This window comes from Paenibacillus sp. plas6 (genome assembly GCF_057221655.1).
In genome coordinates this window covers 2,308,209-2,333,365 of record NZ_CM170151.1, presented here as the reverse complement: position 1 = coordinate 2,333,365, position 25,157 = coordinate 2,308,209, and the positions used below count along the sequence as shown (strand labels likewise).

At 40.8% G+C, this 25,157-nt stretch carries 19 protein-coding genes and 3 pseudogenes; 1 reads left to right on the top strand and 21 read right to left on the bottom strand.

Annotation, left to right across the window (positions count from 1 at the left end; translation table 11 throughout):
* Window positions 1–125: 125 nt before the first annotated feature.
* The 20 genes and pseudogenes from AC2TDL_RS10545 to AC2TDL_RS10450 all read right to left on the bottom strand — a co-directional run bounded on the left by AC2TDL_RS10545 (window position 126) and on the right by AC2TDL_RS10450 (window position 23,008).
* Window positions 126–2,468, bottom strand: a complete 2,343-nt coding sequence (locus tag AC2TDL_RS10545) for a heavy metal translocating P-type ATPase (protein ID WP_484696095.1) — start codon at window positions 2,466–2,468, stop codon at window positions 126–128.
* A gap of 221 nt (window positions 2,469–2,689) precedes the next feature.
* On the bottom strand, window positions 2,690–3,949 hold the full coding sequence (rhaA, locus tag AC2TDL_RS10540; protein WP_484696094.1) for an L-rhamnose isomerase: 1,260 nt from the start codon (window positions 3,947–3,949) through the stop codon (window positions 2,690–2,692).
* A 133-nt stretch (window positions 3,950–4,082) separates the two neighbouring features.
* The gene (gene rhaB, locus AC2TDL_RS10535) at window positions 4,083–5,549 is read right to left on the bottom strand and encodes a rhamnulokinase (protein WP_484696093.1); all 1,467 of its coding nucleotides are present in this window, start codon (window positions 5,547–5,549) and stop codon (window positions 4,083–4,085) included.
* A gap of 30 nt (window positions 5,550–5,579) precedes the next feature.
* Window positions 5,580–6,317, bottom strand: a complete 738-nt coding sequence (locus AC2TDL_RS10530; protein WP_484696092.1) for a LutC/YkgG family protein — start codon at window positions 6,315–6,317, stop codon at window positions 5,580–5,582.
* Complete coding sequence (locus AC2TDL_RS10525) at window positions 6,310–7,815, bottom strand: LutB/LldF family L-lactate oxidation iron-sulfur protein (protein ID WP_484701135.1); 1,506 nt, start codon at window positions 7,813–7,815, stop codon at window positions 6,310–6,312. The genes AC2TDL_RS10530 and AC2TDL_RS10525 overlap by 8 nt, the downstream gene beginning before the upstream one ends.
* The gene (locus tag AC2TDL_RS10520) at window positions 7,796–8,548 is read right to left on the bottom strand and encodes a (Fe-S)-binding protein (protein WP_484696091.1); all 753 of its coding nucleotides are present in this window, start codon (window positions 8,546–8,548) and stop codon (window positions 7,796–7,798) included. Before AC2TDL_RS10520 ends, AC2TDL_RS10525 begins: the two co-directional genes overlap by 20 nt.
* 36 nt (window positions 8,549–8,584) lie before the next feature.
* Window positions 8,585–9,349, bottom strand: coding sequence for a DeoR/GlpR family DNA-binding transcription regulator (locus AC2TDL_RS10515; protein ID WP_484696090.1), 765 nt, complete (start codon window positions 9,347–9,349; stop codon window positions 8,585–8,587).
* A gap of 92 nt (window positions 9,350–9,441) precedes the next feature.
* A complete protein-coding gene (locus AC2TDL_RS10510) occupies window positions 9,442–11,511 on the bottom strand; it encodes a bifunctional aldolase/short-chain dehydrogenase (protein WP_484696089.1) in 2,070 nt (689 codons plus the stop codon).
* Between the two features lie 246 nt (window positions 11,512–11,757).
* Window positions 11,758–12,609: a carbohydrate ABC transporter permease gene (locus AC2TDL_RS10505; protein ID WP_484696088.1), complete on the bottom strand. Its 852-nt coding sequence runs from the start codon at window positions 12,607–12,609 to the stop codon at window positions 11,758–11,760.
* Between the two features lie 13 nt (window positions 12,610–12,622).
* The gene (locus AC2TDL_RS10500; RefSeq protein ID WP_484696087.1) at window positions 12,623–13,504 is read right to left on the bottom strand and encodes a carbohydrate ABC transporter permease; all 882 of its coding nucleotides are present in this window, start codon (window positions 13,502–13,504) and stop codon (window positions 12,623–12,625) included.
* A gap of 137 nt (window positions 13,505–13,641) precedes the next feature.
* Window positions 13,642–14,982 carry an extracellular solute-binding protein gene (locus tag AC2TDL_RS10495; RefSeq protein WP_484696086.1) on the bottom strand — a complete coding sequence of 447 codons (1,341 nt, stop codon included), beginning with the start codon at window positions 14,980–14,982 and terminating at the stop codon, window positions 13,642–13,644.
* A 100-nt stretch (window positions 14,983–15,082) separates the two neighbouring features.
* A complete protein-coding gene (locus AC2TDL_RS10490; RefSeq protein WP_484696085.1) occupies window positions 15,083–15,853 on the bottom strand; it encodes a response regulator in 771 nt (256 codons plus the stop codon).
* A gap of 3 nt (window positions 15,854–15,856) precedes the next feature.
* Window positions 15,857–17,668, bottom strand: a complete 1,812-nt coding sequence (locus AC2TDL_RS10485; protein ID WP_484696084.1) for a cache domain-containing sensor histidine kinase — start codon at window positions 17,666–17,668, stop codon at window positions 15,857–15,859.
* Between the two features lie 245 nt (window positions 17,669–17,913).
* A pseudogene (locus AC2TDL_RS10480) lies at window positions 17,914–18,105 on the bottom strand (SDR family oxidoreductase); the annotation flags it as partial.
* An 80-nt stretch (window positions 18,106–18,185) separates the two neighbouring features.
* Window positions 18,186–19,055 (bottom strand): annotated as a pseudogene (locus AC2TDL_RS10475) (IS3 family transposase); the annotation flags it as partial.
* A 20-nt stretch (window positions 19,056–19,075) separates the two neighbouring features.
* Complete coding sequence (locus tag AC2TDL_RS10470; protein ID WP_484696083.1) at window positions 19,076–19,765, bottom strand: helix-turn-helix domain-containing protein; 690 nt, start codon at window positions 19,763–19,765, stop codon at window positions 19,076–19,078.
* Window positions 19,766–19,833: 68 nt separating this feature from the next.
* Window positions 19,834–20,550: pseudogene (locus AC2TDL_RS10465) on the bottom strand (SDR family NAD(P)-dependent oxidoreductase); the annotation flags it as partial.
* A 188-nt stretch (window positions 20,551–20,738) separates the two neighbouring features.
* The gene (locus AC2TDL_RS10460) at window positions 20,739–21,578 is read right to left on the bottom strand and encodes a MetQ/NlpA family ABC transporter substrate-binding protein (protein WP_484696082.1); all 840 of its coding nucleotides are present in this window, start codon (window positions 21,576–21,578) and stop codon (window positions 20,739–20,741) included.
* 25 nt (window positions 21,579–21,603) lie between these two features.
* Window positions 21,604–22,266 (bottom strand): methionine ABC transporter permease, encoded by a 663-nt coding sequence (locus AC2TDL_RS10455; RefSeq protein ID WP_484701133.1) that lies wholly within the window; start codon window positions 22,264–22,266, stop codon window positions 21,604–21,606.
* Window positions 22,259–23,008: a methionine ABC transporter ATP-binding protein gene (locus tag AC2TDL_RS10450; protein WP_484696081.1), complete on the bottom strand. Its 750-nt coding sequence runs from the start codon at window positions 23,006–23,008 to the stop codon at window positions 22,259–22,261. Before AC2TDL_RS10450 ends, AC2TDL_RS10455 begins: the two co-directional genes overlap by 8 nt.
* A gap of 285 nt (window positions 23,009–23,293) precedes the next feature.
* On the opposite strand from AC2TDL_RS10450, the gene AC2TDL_RS10445 reads away from it, so the two are divergent.
* A complete protein-coding gene (locus AC2TDL_RS10445; protein ID WP_484696080.1) occupies window positions 23,294–23,899 on the top strand; it encodes a hypothetical protein in 606 nt (201 codons plus the stop codon).
* Between the two features lie 156 nt (window positions 23,900–24,055).
* Here the strand turns inward: AC2TDL_RS10445 and AC2TDL_RS10440 are convergent, their stop codons facing one another.
* Complete coding sequence (locus tag AC2TDL_RS10440) at window positions 24,056–25,156, bottom strand: LCP family protein (protein ID WP_484696079.1); 1,101 nt, start codon at window positions 25,154–25,156, stop codon at window positions 24,056–24,058.
* Window position 25,157: the final 1 nt, after the last annotated feature.

The window sequence follows — 25,157 nt, the reverse complement described above, 5'->3', positions numbered from 1 at the left end:
AGATGGGCAAGGTAAGTTAACTGGCAGATTTGTAATTTTAGATTAGATCACTAAATACAAAGCACAGCATAACAGTTAGAAGCTCTAACTGATACGCTGTGCTTCTTTCTTTGTATAGAAATAAACTAGTTGTCTTTCCATCGCAACACACGCATCGTATTAAGCACGGCTAGCAACGTAACCCCAACATCGGAAAATACAGCTTCCCACATAGTTGCAATACCAAACGCTCCTAATAGTAAAAACAAAGCTTTAACGCCTAAAGCAAAAATGATATTTTGCCAAACAATACGTTTGGTTCGGCGGGCTATTTGAATTGCAGTAGCCACCTTGGAAGGCTCATCCGTCATAATGACCATATCTGCCGCTTCAATCGCCGCATCAGAACCAAGTCCGCCCATCGCAACACCAATATCAGCTTGAGCTAATACAGGTGTATCATTAATTCCATCACCAATAAAGACTAGCTTTTCATTTGGCGATTTCGTTTCAGCAATTTCTTCAACATGTTTCACTTTGTGCTGTGGTAGCAGTTCGGTAAAAACTTCATCAATACCAAGTTGCTTGCCAACAGCTTCTCCTACAGCTTTAGCATCCCCCGTCAGCATAACGGTTTTCTTAACCCCAAGTGTTTTAAGCTCAGCAATCGCTGCCTTTGCATCCTCCTTAACCTCATCAGCGATTAGCAGGTAGCCGCAATATTGTCGGTTAACCGCCACATGGACCTGCGTGCCAACTGCTTCCGCTTCGTTACATGCTATCCCTTCCCGCTTCATTAGCTTGCTATTTCCGACGAGCACCTTTTGACCGCGCAATTGAATGGCAATCCCATAGCCTGCAATCTCTTCATAGCTTTCAAGCTGCTTCTCTTTAACAGGCTTTCCGTAAGCAGCTAGAATAGATGTCGCAATCGGATGTGTTGAATGCTGTTCTGCATAAGCCGCGTATTCTAGCAGTTGCGCTTCACTTATGCTATTTGCTGGATAGATGCCTGTTACTGTAAAGCTGCCCTTGGTTAAGGTGCCCGTTTTATCGAATACAGCATATTTCACATTATTTAAAGCCTCTAAATAGTTACCGCCTTTAATTAATATTCCTTGTTTTGAGGCAGCACCAATACCACCAAAGAAGCCAAGCGGAATAGAAACAACTAGTGCACATGGACATGAAATAACAAGAAAAATTAATGCACGATACAGCCAATCGGAAAAAGCTTCTGATGAAAACAGCAATGGCGGAATCACTGCAAGCCCAATAGCAACAAATACAACAACAGGTGTGTAAATCCTTGCAAATTTCGTAATGAAATTTTCTGTCGGTGCTTTTTTACTGCTGGCATTTTGCACAAGCTCCAAAATTTTAGATACCGTTGATTCGCCAAAGCCTTTTGTTACTTTTACAGTTAATAAGCCGCCTTTGTTAATAAAGCCCGCTAAAATTTCTTCGCCTTCCCCAATCTCGCGCGGCATTGATTCTCCTGTTAGCGCAGAGGTATCTACAGACGAGCGTCCTTCAATAACCTTACCATCAAGCGGAACCTTCTCCCCTGGTTTTATAACAATATGCTGACCAATCCCAACCTGCTGCGGAGATACTTTGCGTACATCATTCCCGATTACTAAATTCGCATAGTCCGGTCTTATATCCAGCAAGGCACTAATCGACTTACGTGAACGATTAACTGCAAGTCCTTGGAACATTTCCCCTACCTGATAAAAAAGCATAACCCCAACTGCCTCTGGGTACTCGCCAATCGCAAATGCCCCGATAGTTGCAATTGTCATTAAGAAATATTCGTCAAACCATTGTCGTCCAATCATATTTCTAATTGCTTGCCATACAATATCTCCACCTACAACTACATAGGCTGCAATATAGACGATTAACTTCGCCGTATCTGATGCAGGGGCAACCAGCGCCAAAATAAACATTACTGCTCCTGCAATGAGACGATACAATAGCGCCTTATTTAAACCATGAGTGTGACTATGTCCATCATCATGACTATGGTTATGTTCATTATTATGGCTATGGTTGTGAGCGTGACGATGATGATGTCCGTCACTATGACTGTGAGAATGTTTGTGAACTTGATGCTCGCTTTGTCGATGTGTTGCCTCATGACGAGCATGCTGATGATTACTATGGCTCTCTTGGGACACGTGGATGTGTCTTTGCTGCAGCTTATCAATTGGTTGTTTATCGCCATTTTTATCTATAATATAAATCTTTGGCTCTAATGCTTTAATTTTACGACGAGCATTAGCCAAGATCTGTTGTTCTTTGTCAGCATCAACCTCTAGCTTTATTGTTTTCGTTATAAAATTAACGGAACTAGATGTGACTCCTTTTACTTTAGCAACACCTTGTTCAATTTTATTTGCACAATTCGTACAATCTAGCCCCTCTAACAACCATTCATGACTTACGTTTTGATTCGGCTTATTGTGAGACTCGGGTTTACTCATTGCTCTCACTCCCCTCTTTCCCCATTATATATGAATATATGCTCATATGTAAAATTTGTTACACTGCTCTTGATAGTATTTTTCATTTAACGTTCTTATATAACATATAACAAAAAAACCGTCTTGCTCATACGGAGAATCGCTCTCCAATATGTAAAAGACGGTTCATTTTTATGATTTATTAAATTATAAGGACATCTTGCCTATACCTTAACTAAATGTTATCCGCGCTTTGCCAAAACATCCTGCTCATATGCCTTCACTTGTTTTAGCCAGTTTTCACGAACTGGAATGCCATGTTTCGCACAATAGTAATCCCAAACTGCACCGTACGGATATGTTTTAAACTCTTCGGTAATGGCTAAACGAGTTGTATAGTCTTTATTAAGCTCTGCTTCACGTAACGCTTCAACTGGCTCAAGCATCGCACGAAGCAACGCTTTAATTGTATTGTTTGTACCGATGACCCAGGCTGCAATATGATTAATGCTGCCATCAAAGAAATCTAGTCCGATATGAGTTCTATCAAGCAAATTACCGCGCACAAGCTCACGTGCAATTTCAAGCAGCTCATCATCCATAATGACAACGTGGTCACTATCCCAACGAACTGGACGACTAACATGAAGCAATAGGTCATCCACAAACATTAGCACAGAGGACAGCTTATTAGAAATCACTTCTGTTGGGTGAAAATGGCCAGCATCTAAGCATAGCGCTGTTTGATTAGCGACCGCATAACCTAAATAAAATTCATGCGAACCAACAACATAGCTTTCTGAGCCGATGCCAAACAGTTTGCTTTCGACAGCATCAATATGATATTGCTTATCGATTTTTTCTGCGAAAACTTCATCTAATGCTTCTTTTAAACGCTGACGCGGGGCTAAGCGATCAACGGGAAGATCTTTATAACCGTCTGGAATCCAAACGTTCATTACACTAGGCTGACCAAGCTCTTTGCCAAAATACTCGGAAATTTTACGTGATGCTTTACAGTGATCGATCCAAAACTGACGAATTTCTGGATCAGCATGACTAAGTGTAAAGCCATCAGCTGCCTTCGGATGAGAGAAGCAAGTAGGATTAAAGTCTAGACCTAGTCCTTGTTCCTTCGCCCACTCTACCCAATTAGTAAAATGCTTTGGCTCTAACTGGTCAAGATCTACCTTTTCATTGGTGTCTGCGTAGATTGCATGTAAATTAATTTTGTGCTTGCCAGGAATTAAAGATAGCGCTTGCTCAAGGTCTTGACGAAGCTCGCTTGGCGTAGAAGCGCGTCCTGGATAGCTGCCCGTTACAGCAAGACCGCCGCCTAATGTTTCATCTTGGAAGAGAAATCCTTTAACGTCATCACCTTGCCAGCAATGAATTGAAATTTTTATTTTTTCAAGTTGCTCTATTACGTTATCTACGTCAATTCCATGCTTTGCATACATTTCCTTAGCGATCTTATAGCTTTCCAAAATGCTTTGATCCATCGGTCTTCCTCCATTCTATAATTCCTGCACCTGCAGGTAAATTCATTCGGCAAAACAACTGCCTAGTTCATATCTATAAAGCTGTTCACTGAAAACCGTGTACTTTATAATTTAGCAAGTTAGCTCCCGCTGCCTACTTGCCAAGACTGCGCCACCGCTCTAGTACTTGCGCTAAACCTTCTAGTTCCTGTGGTTTATAGCTAACAATGTCAAATGAATTTGCAATTAACTGGCGTGCCTCAGTAATATTTTTTAGCTTGCCGCAGGCAATCAACTGAACAGCAAGGTTACCAATTGCTGTAGATTCCGAAGGTCCTGCTTTAATCTCACGCTGGATAAGATCGGCAGTAAGTTGATTTAACAAGCCATTATTTGCACCGCCGCCAACAATATGCAGTACCTCTGCTGTTTTGCCGGTCAGTTGCTCTAGCTCGTTTAAATAGTCGTAATACGTTAATGCCAAGCTATCATAAATGGTTCTTGCAATTTCACCAGGGGATTGTGGAACAGCTTGACCAGTCTCACGACAATAACCTTGAATCGCCTCAATCATATTGTCTGGATTTAAGAAACGAGCATCGTTACAGCGAACTAACCACTGAAATGGCTTTTCCGCTGCTGCCAGCTCAACAAGCTCTGCAAAACTATATGCGTTATTGAGCAAACGCCGTGTCTCTTGAATCATCCACATGCCCATAATATTTTTTAAGAAGCGATACGTACCATAAGCACCGCGTTCATTGGTGTAGTTAAGCGCCATCGCCCGTTTATCATTGAGCGGATCGCGTAATTCCATGCCTAGCAAGGACCATGTACCGCTGCTAATATATGCCCATGACTTCTGAGCTTCCGCTGCATTTACCGTTACAGGCACACCGACTACAGCCGATGCTGTATCATGCGTTGGAGCAACAATACATTGACATTCTGGCAAATCATACTCATGATGTAAGCTTGGCAATAATTCGCCTAGTAATGTTCCTGGCTCTGTTAATGGAGCAAACTGCTCACGCTTCACTCCTACAAGCTGGAGCAGCTCCTCATCATAGTCACCAGTAGCTAAATTAATCATTGCACTTGTAGATGCATTAGTTGACTCATTCATTAGCTTGCCAGTTAAGCGGTAGTATAAATAGTCAGGAATATAAAGGATGTGCTTTGCCTTGCTTAACTGTGCTTTATCATGTACATAGAGCTGATACAGTGTATTAAATGGCAGCTCCTGAATTCCTGTTTTGCTGTACACAACTTCACGACTTAGCTTTTTATGCAGTGCATTCGGTGCTCCATTTGTCCGAGCATCACGATACGCATACACATCATGAATGCGTTTTCCTTCTGCGTCGAGCAAAACATAATCGACTGCCCAAGTATCAATGCCTAATGTGCAGCGTGCAATGCCGATTTGTTTTGCCTTCTGAAGACCAATAATAATCTCTTGAAACAGGCGATCGATATCCCAATAATCGTGATCATGTTTTCGTGTAAATCCATTGGGAAAACGATGAATTTCCTGTAAGATAAGCCTTCCTTGCTCCAGCTTCCCATGTACTAATCGACCACTTGAAGCGCCGATATCTACTGCAATATGATCAATCATGTCGCCCTCTCCTTATTAAGAAAATGGACACTAGCTTTCTATCTCATCAACGATCACCGCATAGACAATGCCTGGACCGTGTACACCAATTGTTAGATCATTTTCAATATCAGCAGAGCGGCTAGGACCAGATACAAAATGAATACCTGCAGGCAAATTGCTACGTCCCATTTCGTCAAAAGTCGATAGCACTTCACCTAGCCTCGTTACAATCTTTTGCTTAGGAATAATCGCAAATAATAACGTTGGCAATAAGCTGACGGAACGGCCTTTGCTTTTACTGGACATTAATACTAATGAGCCTGTGTAAGCAACAGCATAGTCAGCTAACACAATACCAATATCCGCTTCAGCAGCTCTTGCCTTCCAATCCTCCGCTTCATCATTATTCCAACTACGCACATGGATGTCAGGCAATGCCTCTTCTAGGCCAAGTCGTTCCAGCTCTGCTGTATCTTGACGCAAAATATGCATTGCTTGCAATTCACTTGCCTTACCTACAATAACAGTGCTGGCATCCTGTAATGAGCTAACATGCAATACATGACCGCCAGCAGCTTCAAAGTTACGCTGGAACAAGTCTAACCGTTCATCAGCCGATAGCTGGAACTCCTGCCAAAAATTTGGCGCACCGATAAACTGACGCTGCGGCTTAGTCATAACTCTAGAGCGTTTAAGCTTAGCTGCAATGCCGTTCAGAAACTGCTCCTGCTTAGCAAGTGACTGCTCATCCAGTTTTTTTAGCCACTCGTCATTAGGCTTACTCATGCGAGGCACCTCCTGCTTGCTTGCTTCGCCATTCTTCTAGTCTTGCTTGAATGCTAGAATCCACCTTCACTTGAGCGTCAAGCTCATTCTTTATCTGCTCATAACGCTCACGGAAAAGCTCATTCGCTATGCTTGGCGCGATCCGATATGCGTTCCATCCTTTAAGCGGACCGATTTTCGCATGTATACCGCCATCTCGCACAATCGGCTTCTGTCCGATTTTGCCAAGCTTCAACGCACCATGATAAACTTTGGAGTTCTTCATAACGGTGCCAAAGCCCTTCATTCCTATTCGTTCCATTGGATTATCTCTGCCCGCTTCTACTTTCCGTCTGCGAAGCGCAACAAGCATATTATGCAGCGGTATTTTTACTGGACAAGCCTCATAACAAGCGCCGCATAAACTTGAGGCATTGGCAATATCGTCCCATTCTGCAACGTTTTTCTTTAAAGCCGGAGTAAGCACTGCACCAATTGGACCGCTATAAGTTCCGCCATAAGCGTGACCGCCTATATGTCGATAAACAGGACATGCATTTAAGCAAGCTCCACAGCGAATGCAGTTTAGCAATTCTTGAAACTCTGGGTCACCAAGCTGCAAGGACCGTCCGTTATCAAGAATAATAATATGCATTTCTTCAGGACCATCTCCATCGGCGGCACGCCTCGGACCAGTAATGCCTGACATATAAACCGTTAGCTTTTGCCCTGTTGCTGAACGCGGCAATAACGTAGCCATTACTTCTAGATCACTCCATGAAGGAATAATCCGCTCCATCCCCATAAAGGTAATTTGCGTTTTCGGCACTGTCGACACCATGCGCGCATTACCTTCATTTTCAAACAGTACCATTGAGCCCGTCTCAGCTATTGCAAAATTACAGCCAGTTACACCGATATCGGCTTGTAAAAATTTTTCCCGCAACTTTTTGCGCACATAGCCTGCCAATATTGACGTTTCTGGCGGAAGCTCCTCACCCGCATCCTTAGACAGAAGCTCGGCAATTTGATAGCGATTTTTATGAATCGCAGGAATAATAATATGGGACGGTGTTTCATTTGCTAGCTGAATAATATATTCGCCAAGGTCGGTTTCAATCGCTTCACAGCCAATCGACTGCAGCTCGTGATTAAGATGAATTTCTTCAGTAACCATCGATTTCGACTTTACAGCACTTTTTGCTTGCTTTGCTGCGGCAATTTGCAGGGCAATGTTAATCGCCTCTTTCGCTGTTTCAGCAAAATGAACATGAACACCGTTTTTTCTAGCGTTGTTGGCAAACTCACCCAGATAATAATCCAAGTGAGCAATTGTATGAAGTCTTATTTGCCGTCCACGCTCTCTCCACTCATCCCAGTTTCCATGTTCCTCTGCCGCTTTTTGCTTACCGCTGCGCAATCTCTCTGTTGTAAAACGTACTGCTTTACGCAAAAACTCATTGTTTAAAGCGAGCTGCGCTCTCTCCTTCACCGTTCCTTTAGGCTCTGTTAATTGCATGCTCATTGCTGGCAGTCACCCCCTCGTAAAGCAACTCAATAAGATGCATTACCCGTACTGGCTTATTTCGATAGCGCAAATGTCCAGCAATATTCATTAAGCAGCCCATATCCAGTCCTACTAACACTTCTGCTTCCGTTTCTATAATATGATCAACCTTTTCCGTTACCATCGCACCAGAAATATCCGACATTTTCACAGCAAATGTACCTCCGAAGCCGCAGCAATCCTCCGCAAATGGCAATGGAACAAACTCCAACTCACGCACATTGCGCAGCAGCTCCATTGGCTCATTTTTCACACCAAGCAAGCGGCTGCCGTGACAAGACGGATGATACGTAATTTTATGAGGAAACCGTGCTCCTATGTCCGTAATGCCCAGCACATTGACAAGAAATTGCGTAAACTCAAAGATTTTTCCTTGTAATTGCTTTGCTTTTTCCTGCCATTCTGGCTCATCCTTAAACAAATCAACATAGTTATGAACCATATGTGTACAGGAACCAGACGGCGTTACGACAAAATCACTATCAGCAAATGCCGTAATAATCGTTTTTGCAGCAGCTTTCGCTTCTTGCCAATAGCCGCTATTATAAGCTGGCTGACCGCAGCAAGTTTGCACATTAGGAAACTGGAGCACAATACCGTATTTTGCGAGAAGCCGCATCATTGCTTCGCCAACTCTGGGATAAACCACATCGTTAAGACAAGTGATAAACAATGATACTTTCATACGCCACACCATCTTTCGCCTTAAATTGATCAGACTTTAAGCTAAGGTTACGGTCAGCCCTAAAGCTTGAAGTGCATTATACATTTCCTCATCCATTTCTCGATCACTGATAATTGTATGAATTGAAGAAAGATTGCAAACCTGGGTAAACGATTTAATGCCAAATTTGCTTGAATCTGCCAGTAAAATTACTTGATCGGCAGCTTCTATCATTTGTTGCTTGAGACGAGCTTGCAATTCACCTGATTCACTGATACCTCGCTCCAGATGTACACCCTTGCAGGAGAAAAAAAGCTTGTTTACATGAAAGGTTTCTAGCGTTTTTTCCGCTATCGGGCCTACAAATGAAAGGGAGCGCGGCGATAACCGCCCTCCTAACGATATAACCTCAATTTTCTCCTTCGTGCTAAGCTCTGTTGCGACCTTGACCGCATTTGTTAATATCGTGATTGGAATATCAGGCATAATCTTCGCCATGTACCAAGCGGAAGTGCTTGCGTCAAGCAAAATGCGATCATGAGGTTGAATGAGCTTAACTGCTTGCTCGGCAATACGCATTTTTTCTTGAGCACGAGTAACTTCTCTTTCAAAGTAAGGAATTTCCTGCTGTGAATCTCTATCTTTTATGCTTACCGCCCCACCATGGGAACGTTTAAGACGTCCAGCTTGCTCCAGTTTATCAAGATCTCTGCGGATCGTTTCCTCCGTTACGGAACAAAGCTCACTTAGCTCTGAAACTCGAATGCTTCCACGTTCATTTACAAGCTGAACGATTAATTCATAACGCTCTGCAACCAGCATACGCTATCCTCTTTTCACTACGTATTTAATAACTTAATATTAGTTCAAATTATAGCGTACAGGCTAACAAGCAGCAAAGAATGATAGAGTTGTTATCTTGTAAATGCTGCAGGAACGCCGCCGTCAATGGTTAGCATGCAGCCTGTTGTTTTACTTGCTTTAGAAGAAGCAAAGAATGCAATTCCTTCTGCAATATCTTGCGGAAAAATATTAACTAGCAGCGTTGTGCGCTTGCGATAGTATTCTTCCAATTGATCTGGCTCGATGCCGTATGCTGCGGCACGCTCATTGCGCCAGCTAGAATTCCAAATTTGAGAGCCTTGCAAAATAGCATCCGGTAAAATCGTATTGACGCGAATACCATACTCGCCGCCTTCAGCTGCAATACAGCGGGCAAGATGAGCTTCAAGCGCTTTTGCAGCACTGTATGCTGTTGCATTTTTACCAGCATATACAGAGTTTTTTGATCCTACAAATACCATGCTGCCGCCAATGGCCTGTTGCTTCATAATTTTGAATGCTTCTCTCGCTACTAGGAAATAACCAGTACCTAGCACGTTAATATTGAGATTCCACTCTTTTAATGATGTTTCATCAAACGGGCTGGACGTTGCTAGACCAGCGTTATTTACGATAATATCGACACCGCCATAGGTAAGGATTGCAGCTTCATAGGCAGCTTGAACTTGTTCTTCAGAGGTTACATCCATTTTCACAGCAACCGCTCGGCTTTCACCATATTGTGCATTGATTTCTTCAGCTACCTTTTGCGCTCCCTCTAGGTTTAAATCTGCCAGTATAACATGCGCCCCTTCAGCAACTAGACGTTTCGCCGTTGCACTGCCGATACCGCCTGCACCGCCTGTAATAAATGCGACTTGTCTTGAAAACTCAGCCTCTGGCGGAGACAACGTTAGCTTATAGAGCTCAAGCGGCCAATATTCTACGTTAAATGATTCATTTTCGCTAAGTGATACAAATTTGCCTAATGTTGTTGCACCGCGCATAACCGCAATTGCACGATGGTAAAGAGCTCCACTTACTTTAGACATTTGCCATGACTTTCCTGTATTAAGCATACCGATACCTGGAATGAGGATAACACGCGGAGCAGCTTCAAACATTACTTCGCCACTTGCTTGATTACGCTCAAAGTAAGCTTTATAGTTTTCTTTATAGCTTTGCAAGCCTTCAGTCAGTTTTTGTTTTAAGCCATCAACATCATCTGCATTCGGCTCCCAATCGATAAAGAGCGGAGTAACTTTTGTATGGACAAGATGGTCAGGGCAAGCAGCACCGATTTGTGAAAGAGAAGCGGAATCTTTACCGCCAACAAATTGCAATACATCGTCCTCATCATCAAAGGTAACGATCATTTTTTTCTCATCACTGGCTAGACCACGTACAAGCGGAAGAACTTGTGCCGCTATTTTTTTGCGTGTCTCTGGTGCTAGCGGAGCATATTTTTGACCGCCAAATAAAGTGGCTTCATTTACTTTGGATTCAATATAGCTTTCCGCTTCATTAATAATTTTGATCGTTTGTCGATAGCATTCTTCAGAAGTATTTCCCCAAGTTACAAGACCGTGTTTTTCCATTAATACGAGCTCGGCCTGCGGATTATTACGCACACCTTCAGCAATCATTTTCGATAGTGTAAAGCCAGGTCTAACATAAGGTACCCATACGAAGCGATCTCCGAAAATTTCTTTTGCGATTTCTTTGCCATTATCTGCACAGCAAATACTAATAATCGCATCTGGATGTGTATGGTCAACATGTGGATGTGGAATAAAGGCATGTAATAGCGTTTCAATAGAAGCACGTGGATGCTTGCTGTCTATCATACAATGCGCTAGATAAGCGACCATTTCTTCATCACTCATTGATTCACGCTCATATAACGGTGCAATATCCTCTAGCTTCAAGCCTGTGAAGTGTTGCGCCTTCATTGTTGCAAGATCTGATCCGCTTCCCTTCACATACATAACCTCGATCTCACGACCGCGAAAGTCTGTAATCTTTGTTTTTGTTGAAGTATTGCCACCACCCCAATTACATACGCGTCGATCAGAACCGATTAAGTTGGAGCGATAAACTAGCGACTCAAGTCCGTCCTTTTGCGCTGGCGCTTGAGCTGCATCCCATAAAAGTTGTACCACTTTTATTGCCTCCTTTGATTATCTTTGTTTTTATTTGTTTTTGTTTGTTTTTATATGTTTGTAGTTTATCATGTCTGTTTATTTTTGTATATACTTATTTACAAAATAAAATCGGGCGAAATCAAACATTTTCAATCGCGTTATTCTTCTACAATTAAGCAGCTGCATAAAAAATCATCGCCCACAACATGCTAATGTAGCCAGCATATTGTGAGCGATGATTTGGTAGTTTTTATTCTATATAACTTACCCCTTAACCGAACCAGCAGCGAGACCTTCAACAATTTGATCACTTAAGAAAATAAAGGCGATCAAGATTGGCAGGATGCTAATCATTAAAGTAGCTCCGATTGCACCCCAATCAGTTGCATATTGTCCGATAAAGTTTTGCACTCCGACTGTTAATGTTTTCAGCTCATTAGAACTAATAAATGTGTTAACGAAAATAAACTCATTCCAGTTATAGATCATATTAACGATCCCTGTCGTCGCAACGACTGAGCCTGTCATCGGTAAAATAATCGTAATTACCATGCGGTTTACCGAGCTGCCATCCATAATTGCTGCTTCTTCAACTTCACGCGGAATTGTGTAGTAGAAGCCTAACATAATTAGAACGGTAATCGGCAAGTTAAAGGCAATATATGAAATAATAAGCGATAATGGATTATTAATTAAATTCGCATCATTAAACATACTGTAAAGCGGAATTAAGGTAGAGTGAACTGGAATCATCATTGCAACCATAATTACGCCAAGTGCCAGTTTGCTTCCCTTCCAATTCATGCGTGTAATTGCATAAGTAGCAAAGGAGGCAAAAATAACGGTTAAAAATGTTGCCACAACAGTAATCCATAAGCTATTAAAGAAATACGTTCCAATATTACCTACATTCCATACCTTCTCATAGTTACTCCAATTAGGTTCCAACGGGAAGGAAAGCGGATGTGAGCTAAAAATTTGCGCATTATTTTTAAGAGAAAAGGTTAGCAGCCAATAAATCGGGAAAAGCTGCATAAGTGCGATAACGATTAGAACGATATAGAGCGCTGATCTGCCTATTGTTCTGCCCGACCGTATCACTATACTCTGTTGCATCTTGCTTCCCTCCTTATGAATATTGAATCTGCTCATTGGAAGCAGTTAATTTTCGAATTAGCCAAGTTACAACTAAGCAAATTAGCAGCAAGAAGAAGCTGACTGCACTTGCATAGCCAAAGTCAAATTGTTTAAATGCAATACGGTACATATAAGAAGCCATAACTTCACTTGCACCGTTAGGTCCACCCTGTGTCATGACATAAATGAGATCAAAATATTTTAGCGAGCCGACCATTGCCAGCACTAGCGTAACTTTAAGCACCTCGGTAATTAGCGGTACTTTTATGCGGAAAGCAATTTGCCAAGCAGTTGCTCCATCAATTGTTGCCGCCTCTTCAATTTCTTTTGGCACTCCTTTTAAGGCAGCGTAGTAGATTAAAATATAGAAACCAGCATATTGCCACAAAATCGGTAAAAAGATTGCGTATAGCACAATATTCGGATTAGACAGCCATTCCGGGGTATTCGTAAAACCTAATGACTCTAAAAAGATATTCAAAATCCCGTTTGACGGATGATAAATCTTTAACCATAGCTGTGCAATTGCCACCGATGATAGAAGCATCGGAATCAGATAGATTTTTCGCAATATATTCGCACCTTTAATTCTGGAAGCCAACACTAAAGAAATAATTAAGTAAATAACAAGGCTTGCACATGAAAAGACAGCCAGTAATAAGGAATGTCCCGCACTGCTCCAAAACGCTTTGTCATTAATAAGTTCAATATAATTTTCCAACCCGATAAATTTCATTTCGCGAATGCCATTCCAATCATTTAAACCATAGTAAGCAGTCAGCACGATCGGAATATAAATGATCAAAGCCAAAAACAGCATGGCAGGCAACATATATAATGCAATTAACAGCTTGTTTGACATCATCTTGTTCATAAAGCTACTCCCCTTCCAGCGCGAAGGCTGTTCTAACGCTCCAGAAAGCTTTTGCTATCATGGAATTTAGAACAGCCTCCTTAAGTTTGACTATCGTAAATCAGCTATTATTAATCCGCTAGCTTTATCTGGTTTAACTATTGATTAATTGCCTGTTCATGCGCTTCTGAGAATTGCTCTGGTGTAACGGCATTGCCGAATAGTGCTTGAATTTGATTCAAATGAACCTCAGCAGCTTCCGCCTCCAGTTGCACGTCTGCATAAAGCGTAATGCTAGAAGCTTTGTTCATTTCATTAAATAGCTCAACATATAGTTCAGGCAGTTCAAGACTATTTGTATCCACTTTAGTTGCTGGAATAACACCTGCATCAGTTACTGCCTTTTCACCCCATTTTTCTACAAAGTAAGCGACAAAAGCTTTTGCTTCTTCTTTAACAGCTGAGTTTTCAGCAACGAACAAACCTACACCAGGACCGCCTACCCAACTGTTGCTGTCTCCTTTGCCACCGCTTACAACAGGGAACTTAAAGAAACCAACTTTATCTTTAAATTCTTGAGGAATATCTTCATTTGATGTGAAGTTAGGAACTTCCCATGTACCCATCAAATACATTGCAGCAGTTTCATTATAGAAATCTGCTTTACCTTCATCATTTGACAATCCATTAAAGCCTTTATTAAATGCATTCATATTTACAAGGTTTTGAATTTCAGTAGCAGCCTGAAGCAAGCTGTCTTGAATATAAGACTCTTTACCTGCTAAAGCATTAGAGAACGTTTCTTGACCGGCAATGCGATCAGCTAAATACATATACCATAATGATCCAGTCCAACGATCTTTATTGCCAAGGGCAATAGGCGTTACGCCATTGTCTACCAATGTTTGCACAACAGAAAGAAACTCATCATATGTTGTCGGCACTTCTAAATTGTGCTTGGCAAAAATTTCCTTGTTGTAATAGATTGGAGCAATATTAAACTCCAGCGGCAAACCATAAGTGCTGCCATCTATTTCGAATGCATCCGTTGTTCCTGCAACAAATTGATCACCAAGCCCGCTGCTTAGTAAGTCATCCAATGATGCAAACAAACCGCCCTCTACATAAGGCTGTAAGAAGCCTGCTGCCCAAGTGACGCCAACATCAGGCAAAGTATTGGAAGTTGATAATACTTTCAACTTATTTTTATATTGTTCGTTATCTAGCACTTCAAGCTTAATTTTTACATTAGGATGATCTGCTTCATACTGCTTAATAATATCGTTAACTACTTTGTTTTGTGCAGTTGAAACACCGTCTGGCCATAGGTGCATAAAATTAATGGTTACGTTTTCAGTTGAAGCCGTTGAGTTGTTAGCATTGCTTCCTTTTCCATCTGCAGAGCTGTTGGAATCTGAATTACTAGAATTACTTCCGCAACCTGCAACAAGCACTGTTAAAGCTAATAACAGCATAGGAATCATTTTATTAGCTTTCATTTTGATCTCCCCTTTTTTATAGAAATCGTTTACATTTCCTATTATATCGAGAGCAAATTTCCAAGTAAGGACACAACAAATAGGAAAAATTCCACTTTTATTAGATCATTGCTTGTTGCTGCTTGCGAAATTGTGCTGGACTTACTCCTTCATGAGCACGAAAAACACGAATAAAATAACGATCCGTCTGATAGCCCGTCTGCTCCGCAATATCCTGAATTGACATCGTAGTTGTAAGTAATAAACGTTTGGCAAGCTGCAGCCGCTCGCGCGTCAAATAATCAGAAAAGCTAATTCCCATCTGCTCCTTGAATAGTTGACTAAAATAACTAGCGTTCATATGCAGCATCGCAGCTAGCTGCTTAACAGAAATCGAGTCTTGTATGTGCGCGTGTACATATTCAAGCGCCTTATTAATTTCGCTATGATTACACTCCTGCTTTAGTTCAACTAGCTGAATATCAACTACCTTTTTCATTCGTTCCTGCTCAAGCCTTTCTTCTCTGCGCTCCAATGCTCGTTCAACTGCTGCAATAATCGCCGATTTTTCAAGCGGTTTTAGCAAATAGTCGATCGCTTCAAATTGAATTGCTTTTTGTGCATAAGCAAACTCTTGATATCCCGAGATAAAGATGCAAAATGGCTTTTGCTGCAATTGCATCAAACGCTCGACAAGCTCCAATCCGCTCAAGCCAGGCATCCGAATATCGGTAATTAATACGTCAAATCGTTCTCGTTCCAGTAATTGCTGCGCCATCGTCCCATTGTTAGCCAGTTCAATTTGATAGCTTTCTGTTAACCAGCCTTCAAGCACTCGTTTAATTCCTTCTCTAGTTCGAGGCTCATCATCTGCTATTAAAAATTTGATCATCGCTTATTCCTCTCCTTTCGACTTCGGTATATAGAAACCTACCTCTGTTTCCAGTTGGGAGCTTTTAATGTTTAATCCTTGGTGCCCAGCCCCAAAATATAACTTCAACCGTTGATTTGTATTTTTTAAACCAACACTCGTGTGCTTGTTATGCTCATTTCCTCTATGTTCCTTAGCTAAATGAGGCGGATTTTGATGTGCGGCTCCCTGAATTGTGTCATGTATCGGTTCTTGTGTCAGCTCAAACAATAATTTATGAAGCTTTTCACTGGTAAAGCCTGGTCCATTATCTTTTACACAAATATAAAGTTGCTTTTCATCCTCTGCTAAAGTTACTTCAATTGAAATTTCGCCAGGTTCTAAGCTTCGCTCAATGCCGTGCTCAATCGCATTTTCAATAATAGGCTGAATCATCAGTTTCGGAATTGGCACGCGCTTATATATATCAGGACAGTTAATGCTCCACTGGAATCTGTCCATAAGCCGCATTTTCATAATGCGCAAATATCGCTCGGCATGCTCTAGCTCATCACCAACTGTAACCCATTCGTCACTATTTTGCTTCGTAATTACATAACGAAACACGCCGCTCATAGCAACAATAATTTCCGCAAGCTCACTTTGACCCTTTTCCTCTAATTCCCAATAGAACGCTTCCAAAGTATTAAATAGGAAATGTGGATTTATCTGTGCCTGCAAAGCCTTTAGCTCAGTTTTACTTTGTAAAATTTCTTTCTCGTACACAACCTGAATAAGCGCTTGCAAAGAATCTATCATTTGGTTGTACGTATTATTCAGTTCTCCAATTTCTATTGTATTGCTGCTTGCATCAATTCGTCTCAGCCCTCCCAATCGAGCACCGCGCATTGCACGAATTAAATTTAATATCGGACGGCTAATACGTTCTGCAATAAAATAGCTTAAAATTAATAATAGTAGGCTGCTTACTAAAAATGCAATGAAGATCGTAGAACGAAGCATTGCTAATCCCTCTGTTGCCTTACTGACTGGTGTTAAAATGCTTATATCCCAACCAACATTCGGAATCGTTCGCTTTACGATGAAATATGAATTCCCCTCAATCTCCACAGTATCCATTGCACCGCTGGAATTAGGCAATGTTAAGGAATTTTCGGCATTCGTAAAAATAACGTTGCCTAACTGATCCGTAAGCCATACATAATCAGCACCATTGCCCTGCTCGTTATTTTGCAGCATTTGTAAATCAAATAGCGATAAATCTACGTGTACAACGAGATAACCAGCAGGCTGAAACGACTGATTCATTAGTCGAATATTACGCATCGTAACGACACTGCTTTGAAATTCATCGTTATAATCGTTCCAAACTAATTTTCCAGCAGCGGTATCTGCTTGCTTAATCCAGTTTGCAGGGTATCGATCAGCCAGACGATCATTGCCAATTGGCAAATAGCTGACTCCCTCTAAATTATAAATTTCGATCCCTTTAATCCCTTGCTGATATGCCTCTAGCTTACGAATTTCCTGCTGAAGCGGCTGCATTCGCTCAAAGCTTACCTTTTTACCGTTGTAGCTATCTTGCAACAGTGATTGAACCATTGCATTTGTCGCAACCTGGGAAGAGAAAGTATCAATTTGCTTCATCAGCAAATCAACGTTAGCAATAGACTGCACTGCTGTATTCTCCATATACTGCTCAGCATTGCTATGCAAAAGATGGCTGACTTGGATATTAATATAAACGCCTATTGTCAGCAAAATAACAAGCATTACACCGGCATAAAGCACAAACATTTGCTTTCGCAATGTATTTAACTTCCACCAAGCTCGCATGTTCCTACTCCTCTACTATAGCTTGTGTTGGTATCGCAATCGTTTGAAAAAATTATATCACGATTCTAGTTAGATAAAGGATATCTCTTATGTTAATAGTCTTAAAATTGCTATTTAGTAATTTATTAGAACTTTAAATTAAAACTTAAAAAAGGCTGAACAAAACTGTTCAACCTTGTAATACTTTCTGCTTTCCTTGCTTAACGGATTATTGCTTACGGCTTTTTTCAATTACTTTAAGCTTTTTAAGACCCCACTACTGTGCCTCCATTCACATGAAGGACTTGACCTGTAACGTAGGAGGAATCATCGGAGGCTAAATAAATATAGGCTGGAGCAAGCTCGAATGGTTGACCAGCACGCTTCATCGGTGTGTCTGCTCCAAAACTTTTTACTTTATCCGGGGTAAAGCTAGCAACAATTAAAGGCGTCCAAATCTGAACTGCTCCCTGTCAAGTAGACAGTAGAAATAACAAAAATCGTAATGTCTGGACTCCGTTAATTACGGGGTCCATTTTTATGCTGCATTTTCAAGCTGCTGACGGTAGGTCATCGGAGGCAGCTTGTTTAACCTTTTCTGTCTACGCTTGTAATTGTAAAAGTGTATGTAGTCCTCAATTGCCTTAGCAAGGCTTTCGTAATTCTCAAAATGTCCGTTCAGGTAGTACATCTCACATTTGAGGATGCCCCAGAACCCTTCCATTGGGCCGTTATCGATACAACGACCTACACGCGACATGCTCTGCGCCATCCCCGCCTTGTCTAATCTGGCTTTAAATTGTTTGCTGGTATACTGAAATCCCCTGTCGCTATGAAAGATGGGGCGTGCATCAGGGTATCTGGATACGGCTAAGTCAAAGGTGTCGAATACTAGTCGGTTATTATTGCTCTTGCCCATGGCAAAGGAGATAATGCTGTTATCCTTCAGATCGAGAATCGCACTTAAATACAATTTTTCGTTATTGCCATACTTGAATTCTGTGACATCAGCTAACCATTTCTCATTTAGTTTCTCAGCCGTAAAGTCTCGATTCAATATGTTTTCTGCCGTAACCTCTGGTGTGAAACGCTGGTAATGTGGACGCTTTCTCCGGATCACCGCTTTGATGCCAGCTAGCTGAGTCAGGCGGTAAATTCGCTTGTAGTTGTACTGGGTCTCGTACCTTGCGTTCAGTTCATCTGTCAGTCGCCTATATCCATATATCCCATAAACTTCTGCGTAGATAGCCCCAAGCTTGTGGAGCAAGTCTTCATTCTCTCGCTCCCGAGCACTTTTTTCGCGGCGTAGCCATTTGTAGTAGGATGATCTGTTTAAGTCCAGGAACTCGCAAATCTTTGCGATCGGATATCCTTCTTGTTCATGAAGCTCTTTTACAACTAGGTAAAGCTTTTCCTGGCGTACTCCGCTTAGTACCGCCTCCTTTCGATTTCCTGAAGCTTTTTTAAGATCGCATTCTCCATTTCCTTTCGTTCGATTTCGGCTCTAAGCATTTTATTCTCTGCCTGTAACCGTTCGACTTCACTCATTTCGTCTAGCGTTTTACGTTTCCCCCGCCTGTCAATGAGTCCATCTACACCTCGTTCTTCGTATTTACGTACCCAGCTATAAATCTGTTGATAGGATACGTTGTACTTCTCCATGGTTAAGCCATAGTCTTTGCCTTTAGCTAAGCAGAAGCTTACCATTTCGATTCGCTCGTCCAATGTGGTAGCTCGTCCCTTGGTCATATAGAACCCTCTCCCTTGGCTTTTTTCCCATCGATCTATATGACCATTATTATACAACGTGATCCAGTTGCGAAGCTGTGTTCTACTACGGATTTTAAATTTCTTGCAAATCTCCTCCAGACTTCCTTCTCCACGAAGATATGCTTGGACCGCTGCGGTTTTCAACCCTGCAATATATCGTTTGTTTGTATTCGTAGTGAGAAGTCCTGATGGACCCATGGATTCATAATTCGCGATCCACTGCCGAAAAGTAGTTTTCCCGATTCCGTATTCACGTGCAATACTTCGTAGACTTCCTTGTCCACGGAGATATTTTTCTACTGCCTCTAATTTTAGTTCATAGCTAATTCCTTTTCCTTTTCTACTCATAGAAAACTCCCCTCAAAAGTAGTCCTGATTTTTGTTATTTCAGGTGTCTACTTTGAGGGGAGCATATCAATCGGTCCTGGTGCTACTGCATTTACCCGTATCCCTTGACCAACAAGCTGCTGGGAAAGTGAGCGTGTAAAGGTAACGATTGCTCCCTTCGTCGTTGAATAATCAACAAGCTGAGGATTTCCTTCATACGCGGTGATTGATGCTGTACAAATAATTGTACTGCCTTGCTTCAAATGCGGTAATGCAGCCTGAGTTAAATAAAAAAATGGGAAGATGTTAGTGCGATATGTTTCTTCGAGCTGCTTTTCCGTAATATTTGCAATGCTTTGCTGAGGGTATTGCACCGCTTGGTTTAATACAACTATATCTAAGCGATTAAACTGTTTTATTGTTTCTTTGACAACAGCCTCAGAAAAATTCTTCTCCTTTAAATCTCCTTCAATAATGACAGCCCGTTGACCATATTTCTCCACTAATTTCTTTGTATTTTCCGCATCCGTTTTTTCGTGAGACGTATACGTAATAACGATGCTTGCTCCTTCTTTAGCAAATCCGATTGCAACCGCTCTGCCTATACCGCTGTCCCCGCCAGTAATAATGGCAACTTTACCTTTTAACTTGTTACTGCCAATATAGTTAGGATTGTCAAAAATTGGCGCAGGATTCATTAAATGCTCTAGACCGGGCTGCTCGTCTTGATGCTGCGGTGGAAAGGTAAGTGGCTTTTCCTGACAATCCATTACAGAGCCATAATTAGGGGGTTGAGGAATTGACATATTTCAATCTCCTTCCGCTTTGTCTAATTAAACCAAATTAAATCATGATTCTTTTCATGTGTTATAGCATTTCAAGGAATATTAGTTATTATTCATTCTCTATGTATATAAAAAATAAGCCCAGCTAGGTGTAACTCTCCACTTTACTGGGCTTATTTACCGTTTATTATTAGATGATATGCGTTTAATTAAAACGCTGGTATAGCAGTTTCATCATAATTTTCTTCTAAGAACTGGCGCACTTCTTCACTTGTCATTGCTTCAGCTAGCTTTTGAATGGGATCAGAATCAACATTGTCTTTTCGTGCAACAAGTGTAATGGCAAAGTCATTTTCAACACCCTCAGTTAATAGGGCATCATGCTTCGGTGTTAAGCCAAGCGGTTTAGCATAGGCTGGGGTCATTACAACAGCATCTGCATCATCATACATTCTTGCTAACATCAGCAAATCGATTTCTTCAAGTTTGTAATTTTTCGGGTTATCTATAATATCAGCCTGTGTATAGTAGCTGTCTGTTTTTTCTTTTAAAGTAATAACTCCATGCTGTGCTAGCAGCCTTAAGGAGCGGTCGACATTAGATACATCGTTCGCGATCGCAATAGTCGCACCTTCTGGAATCTCATCCATTGAACTATATTTTTTTGAATAAACGCCATAATTAGCGAAATATATTGCTTTGACTGGAACTAACTCCGCATCGTTGTTACGATTGAATTCCTCCATATACGGTACATGCTGAAAAAAGTTAGCATCCACTTCTTTAGCAGCCAGCGCTGTGTTTGGCTGAACGTTATCGCCAAGTACAACAACATCAAGCATAATTCCTTGTTCCTCTAATTGCGGTTTTACTAACTCCAATATTTCCGTCATTGGTGGAATAAGGGATGCAACCTTCAATACAGTATGTTCACTGTGATCTTGATGGTTATTATTAGTTGACGTATTTGCGTTTCCTTGCTCATTTGATTGAGAACAAGCAGTTAACAGTACTGCAAGCATTAACATAACAAAACCAATTTTTTTCATATTAAAGTTCCTCTCAACTGTCCAATTATCTTCTGTCTATTTTTCTTGCTATTGTTGTGCCGATATATTGAATTAACTGCACTAGAATAATCATAATGATTATGACATACAACATTAAATCCGTCTTAAATTGCTGATAGCCATATCGAATTGCAAAATCTCCAATACCTCCGCCGCCAACTACTCCCATAATAGTCGAATACGAAATAAAGCTGACGATTGACGTTGTAAGGCCAAATACAAGACCTGAACGAGCTTCAACGAATAAAAACTTAAAAATGATGTCTTTTAACGACGCACCCATCGCAACAGCAGCCTCAAGTACGCCTTTTGGCACATCAAGCAATGCTTGCTCAGCTAACCGTGCGTAATGAGCAATCGCAATAATTGACAACGGTACAGTAGCTGCAACAGTACCAATAGCTGTACCAACAACCCATCTTGTAAATGGAATTAGAAATACAACAAGCAATAAAAAGGGAAATGAGCGAATGATATTGACGACAATATTAAGCGATGAATAGATCCAACGGTTTTCCATAATATTCCCAGTTCTGCACAAATAGAGAAAGGTACCTATTGGCAATCCAACAATTATCGCAGCAACAATCGACATTCCTACCATGATGAAGGTTTCTCCTATTGCTTTAATAATTTCCGCTTTGTATTGAATTAATACATCAGGCATCATCTTCGCCTCCCTCCTCTGTGAGCTTGTCTACCAAGCTTTGAGGACTTTTGTCAGCAGGCTTAATACCATTACGTTTTATCGTTAATGTCTCGTATATTTCTCCCTCAGCCATAACCGCTACACCATTACAAATGCTCTTAATTACATCTAACTCGTGGCTAACAATCACGATCGTTACACCCAATGTTTTATTAATATTTTCCAATACACTTAATATTTCATTAGTCGTACCAGCATCAAGTGCAGAGGTAGGTTCATCGCATAGCAAAAGCTCTGGATAATTGGCTAATGCTCTAGCAATTGCCACACGTTGCTTCTGTCCACCGCTTAATTGAGCTGGATACTTACTCGCATATTGCGATAAGCCAACAAATTCTAAACATTCCATTACTCGCTGACGTCGAGCCTGACGCGTTGCTCCGACAAGCTGTAGTGGAATAAGCACATTATCAAAAACGGTTTTATTTGCCAGCAGATTAAAATGCTGAAATATCATTCCAATTTTCTGCCGAGCTTTACGCAGTTCCTTGCTTGTTAATGCCGTCAGAAGTTCTCCATTTACTTCAACCTCTCCTTGGTCAGGACGCTCTAACAAGTTCATTATTCTGAGCAGTGTCGATTTTCCCGCTCCACTTGCCCCAATTATGCCGTAGATCTGCCCTTTAGCAATCGTTAAGCTCACTGACTTAAGTGCCTGATAATGTACAAAGCTTTTACTAACATTGGTTAGCTTAATCATGTTCTTCAACCCGCTGCATATACTGAAAATAATTTCGCGTCAATGTCCATTTGCTCCTTGAGAATTTTTCCTCCTTCAACAACCCTGCCTGTTCAACATTTATCATCCATAGTATTCCTCCTTCTACCTTTATCAGTATAAGACAAATTCACATCTCTAACTCATCTTTCGCAAAATTTCTTTGGAGATCCAAATTTTTTCCAATGTAATTAATCTACAACATTCGATTTCTAGATTCATAGATTAATAGAGCTTGACTCATTTTTTTAGAGAAAGGTTGATCGCATGACAAGTCAGAGAGACAAATTACTTGTTATTCTGCAAAAAGGAGGAGAGAGAACATATTCTCGCATCCCATTAAGAGGAGTAAATCGTGTAGTAGTCGTATACAATAGGCAATATACGAATTCACCAAATACTACACAAATTGCTAGCGGTGCTGGAGAAAGCAGTGCAGCAGGCAATAATGCTGCAATTTCTTCGCCTTATACATTCCAGCAGCAAAGCGTAGGAGCAGAAGGAACAGCAAATAATATTGGGAAATTATCATGCGCTAAAAATCGTAAAAAACGGATAAAGAAAAAATCTCAAAGCAAGCGTTACAAAAAAGAGGTAGTGATCGTCATCAATGATCAAATCGCTGAGTTGCCTGAAGGTACCGAAGCTTCCGCAACACAAGTTGCAAGCGGTGGCGGTAAAGATAGTACAGCCGGTACTAACGCTGCTATCGACAGTGAAGGAACAAAACAACAACACGCCGTTGGCGGAGGCGGCACTGGCTATAGCAGTAATAAATTATTAAAGCAAAGCAAGACTACTCGCAGAAAAAAACAATGTTTAAAGAAAAAACAATTGCTATGCTATTCTCGTCGTAAACGATGCAAACGTTAATTGAGTAATTGGCAATATTCAACCATCCCTAATTGAATAAATATGAATAAAGGCTGTCTCAAGTTGAAATTCCCCCTTATTACGGCAAAATGGTAAACAATATTGCCTATTTTTTAAAAGGAGATTTTCAATTAATGGACAGCCTTTTAATTACCACTATTCTGTAGCTTTAAATGTTTGCTGCAATTCAAGAAGTTTTTCATCCGATATTATGACGTCACCGGACGATGAATATTGTTCAGGAAATTGTACAGAATGAAACGAGTCACTATTAAAAGTTTGATAATAATCCTTAAAGATAGAATACATCGCTGAAAAATCCATATCTGTTTGTACATTGCTTGAAACAATATCTAACAGCTTAAGTGCCTTTATACTATTCTCCCAGGAAAAAATTCGATCGGCTAAAGCTTTGACAACTTCTTGCTGATACATCCCCCTTTCAAAGTCGCTTGCATAGTATCGGGATCCTCGATCATCTTTTCTGAAACGCGCATAGCCAAGCGCTTCTTCCCCATTTAATATTTGTAACCCTGGCTCAAGATAAAGATTAGTGACTCGATACTTCATTGATCGCTTCACATCAATTTCTATACCGCCAACCTCATCGACCAGATCTACCAATGTCGAAAAATTAATTACTGCTGTATAATTTATCTTAATATCAAGTAAATCTTCAATTTTGGATCTCGTGTTAGCCATCGCACCGCTAAGTACGGCTTTATCTATTTCAACCGAGCCAAGCTTTACAGTATCTCCTACCAACATAGAAGGGTCTTCTTTCGCTTGTTGTTTAGTTAAAAGAATACCTTCACTAAACAATGAATTTATTTTAGCTGTCCACCCTCTCGTATTTTCAACCAGCAAATCCCTCGGGATAGACAACAACTTAATCGATGATGCTTGGGGAATAATATGAATGACCATTATAGAATCTGTAAGTAAAGCATTGTGCTCATCTCGATAATCTAACCCCATCACTAAAAAATATAACTCTTCCTGACTTTCTGGATTAATTTCAGTTACTGTATCTTTTTGTTCTTCTAAATTAATACTTATGTCTTTGTTAACTGTAGGAACAACCATTTTATCAACGCTTAATTTTACTTGATATGCAATAAATAAAATTGCTGCAATCATAATGCCTGTGCTTATTAGTGCTACTCGAAAAATCAATTTTTTCTTATTTATTCTTTTTTTACTTTCTTTTATCCCATCTGAAATCGTATTCGTTGGCTGGTTTTCATCCTTAAACACA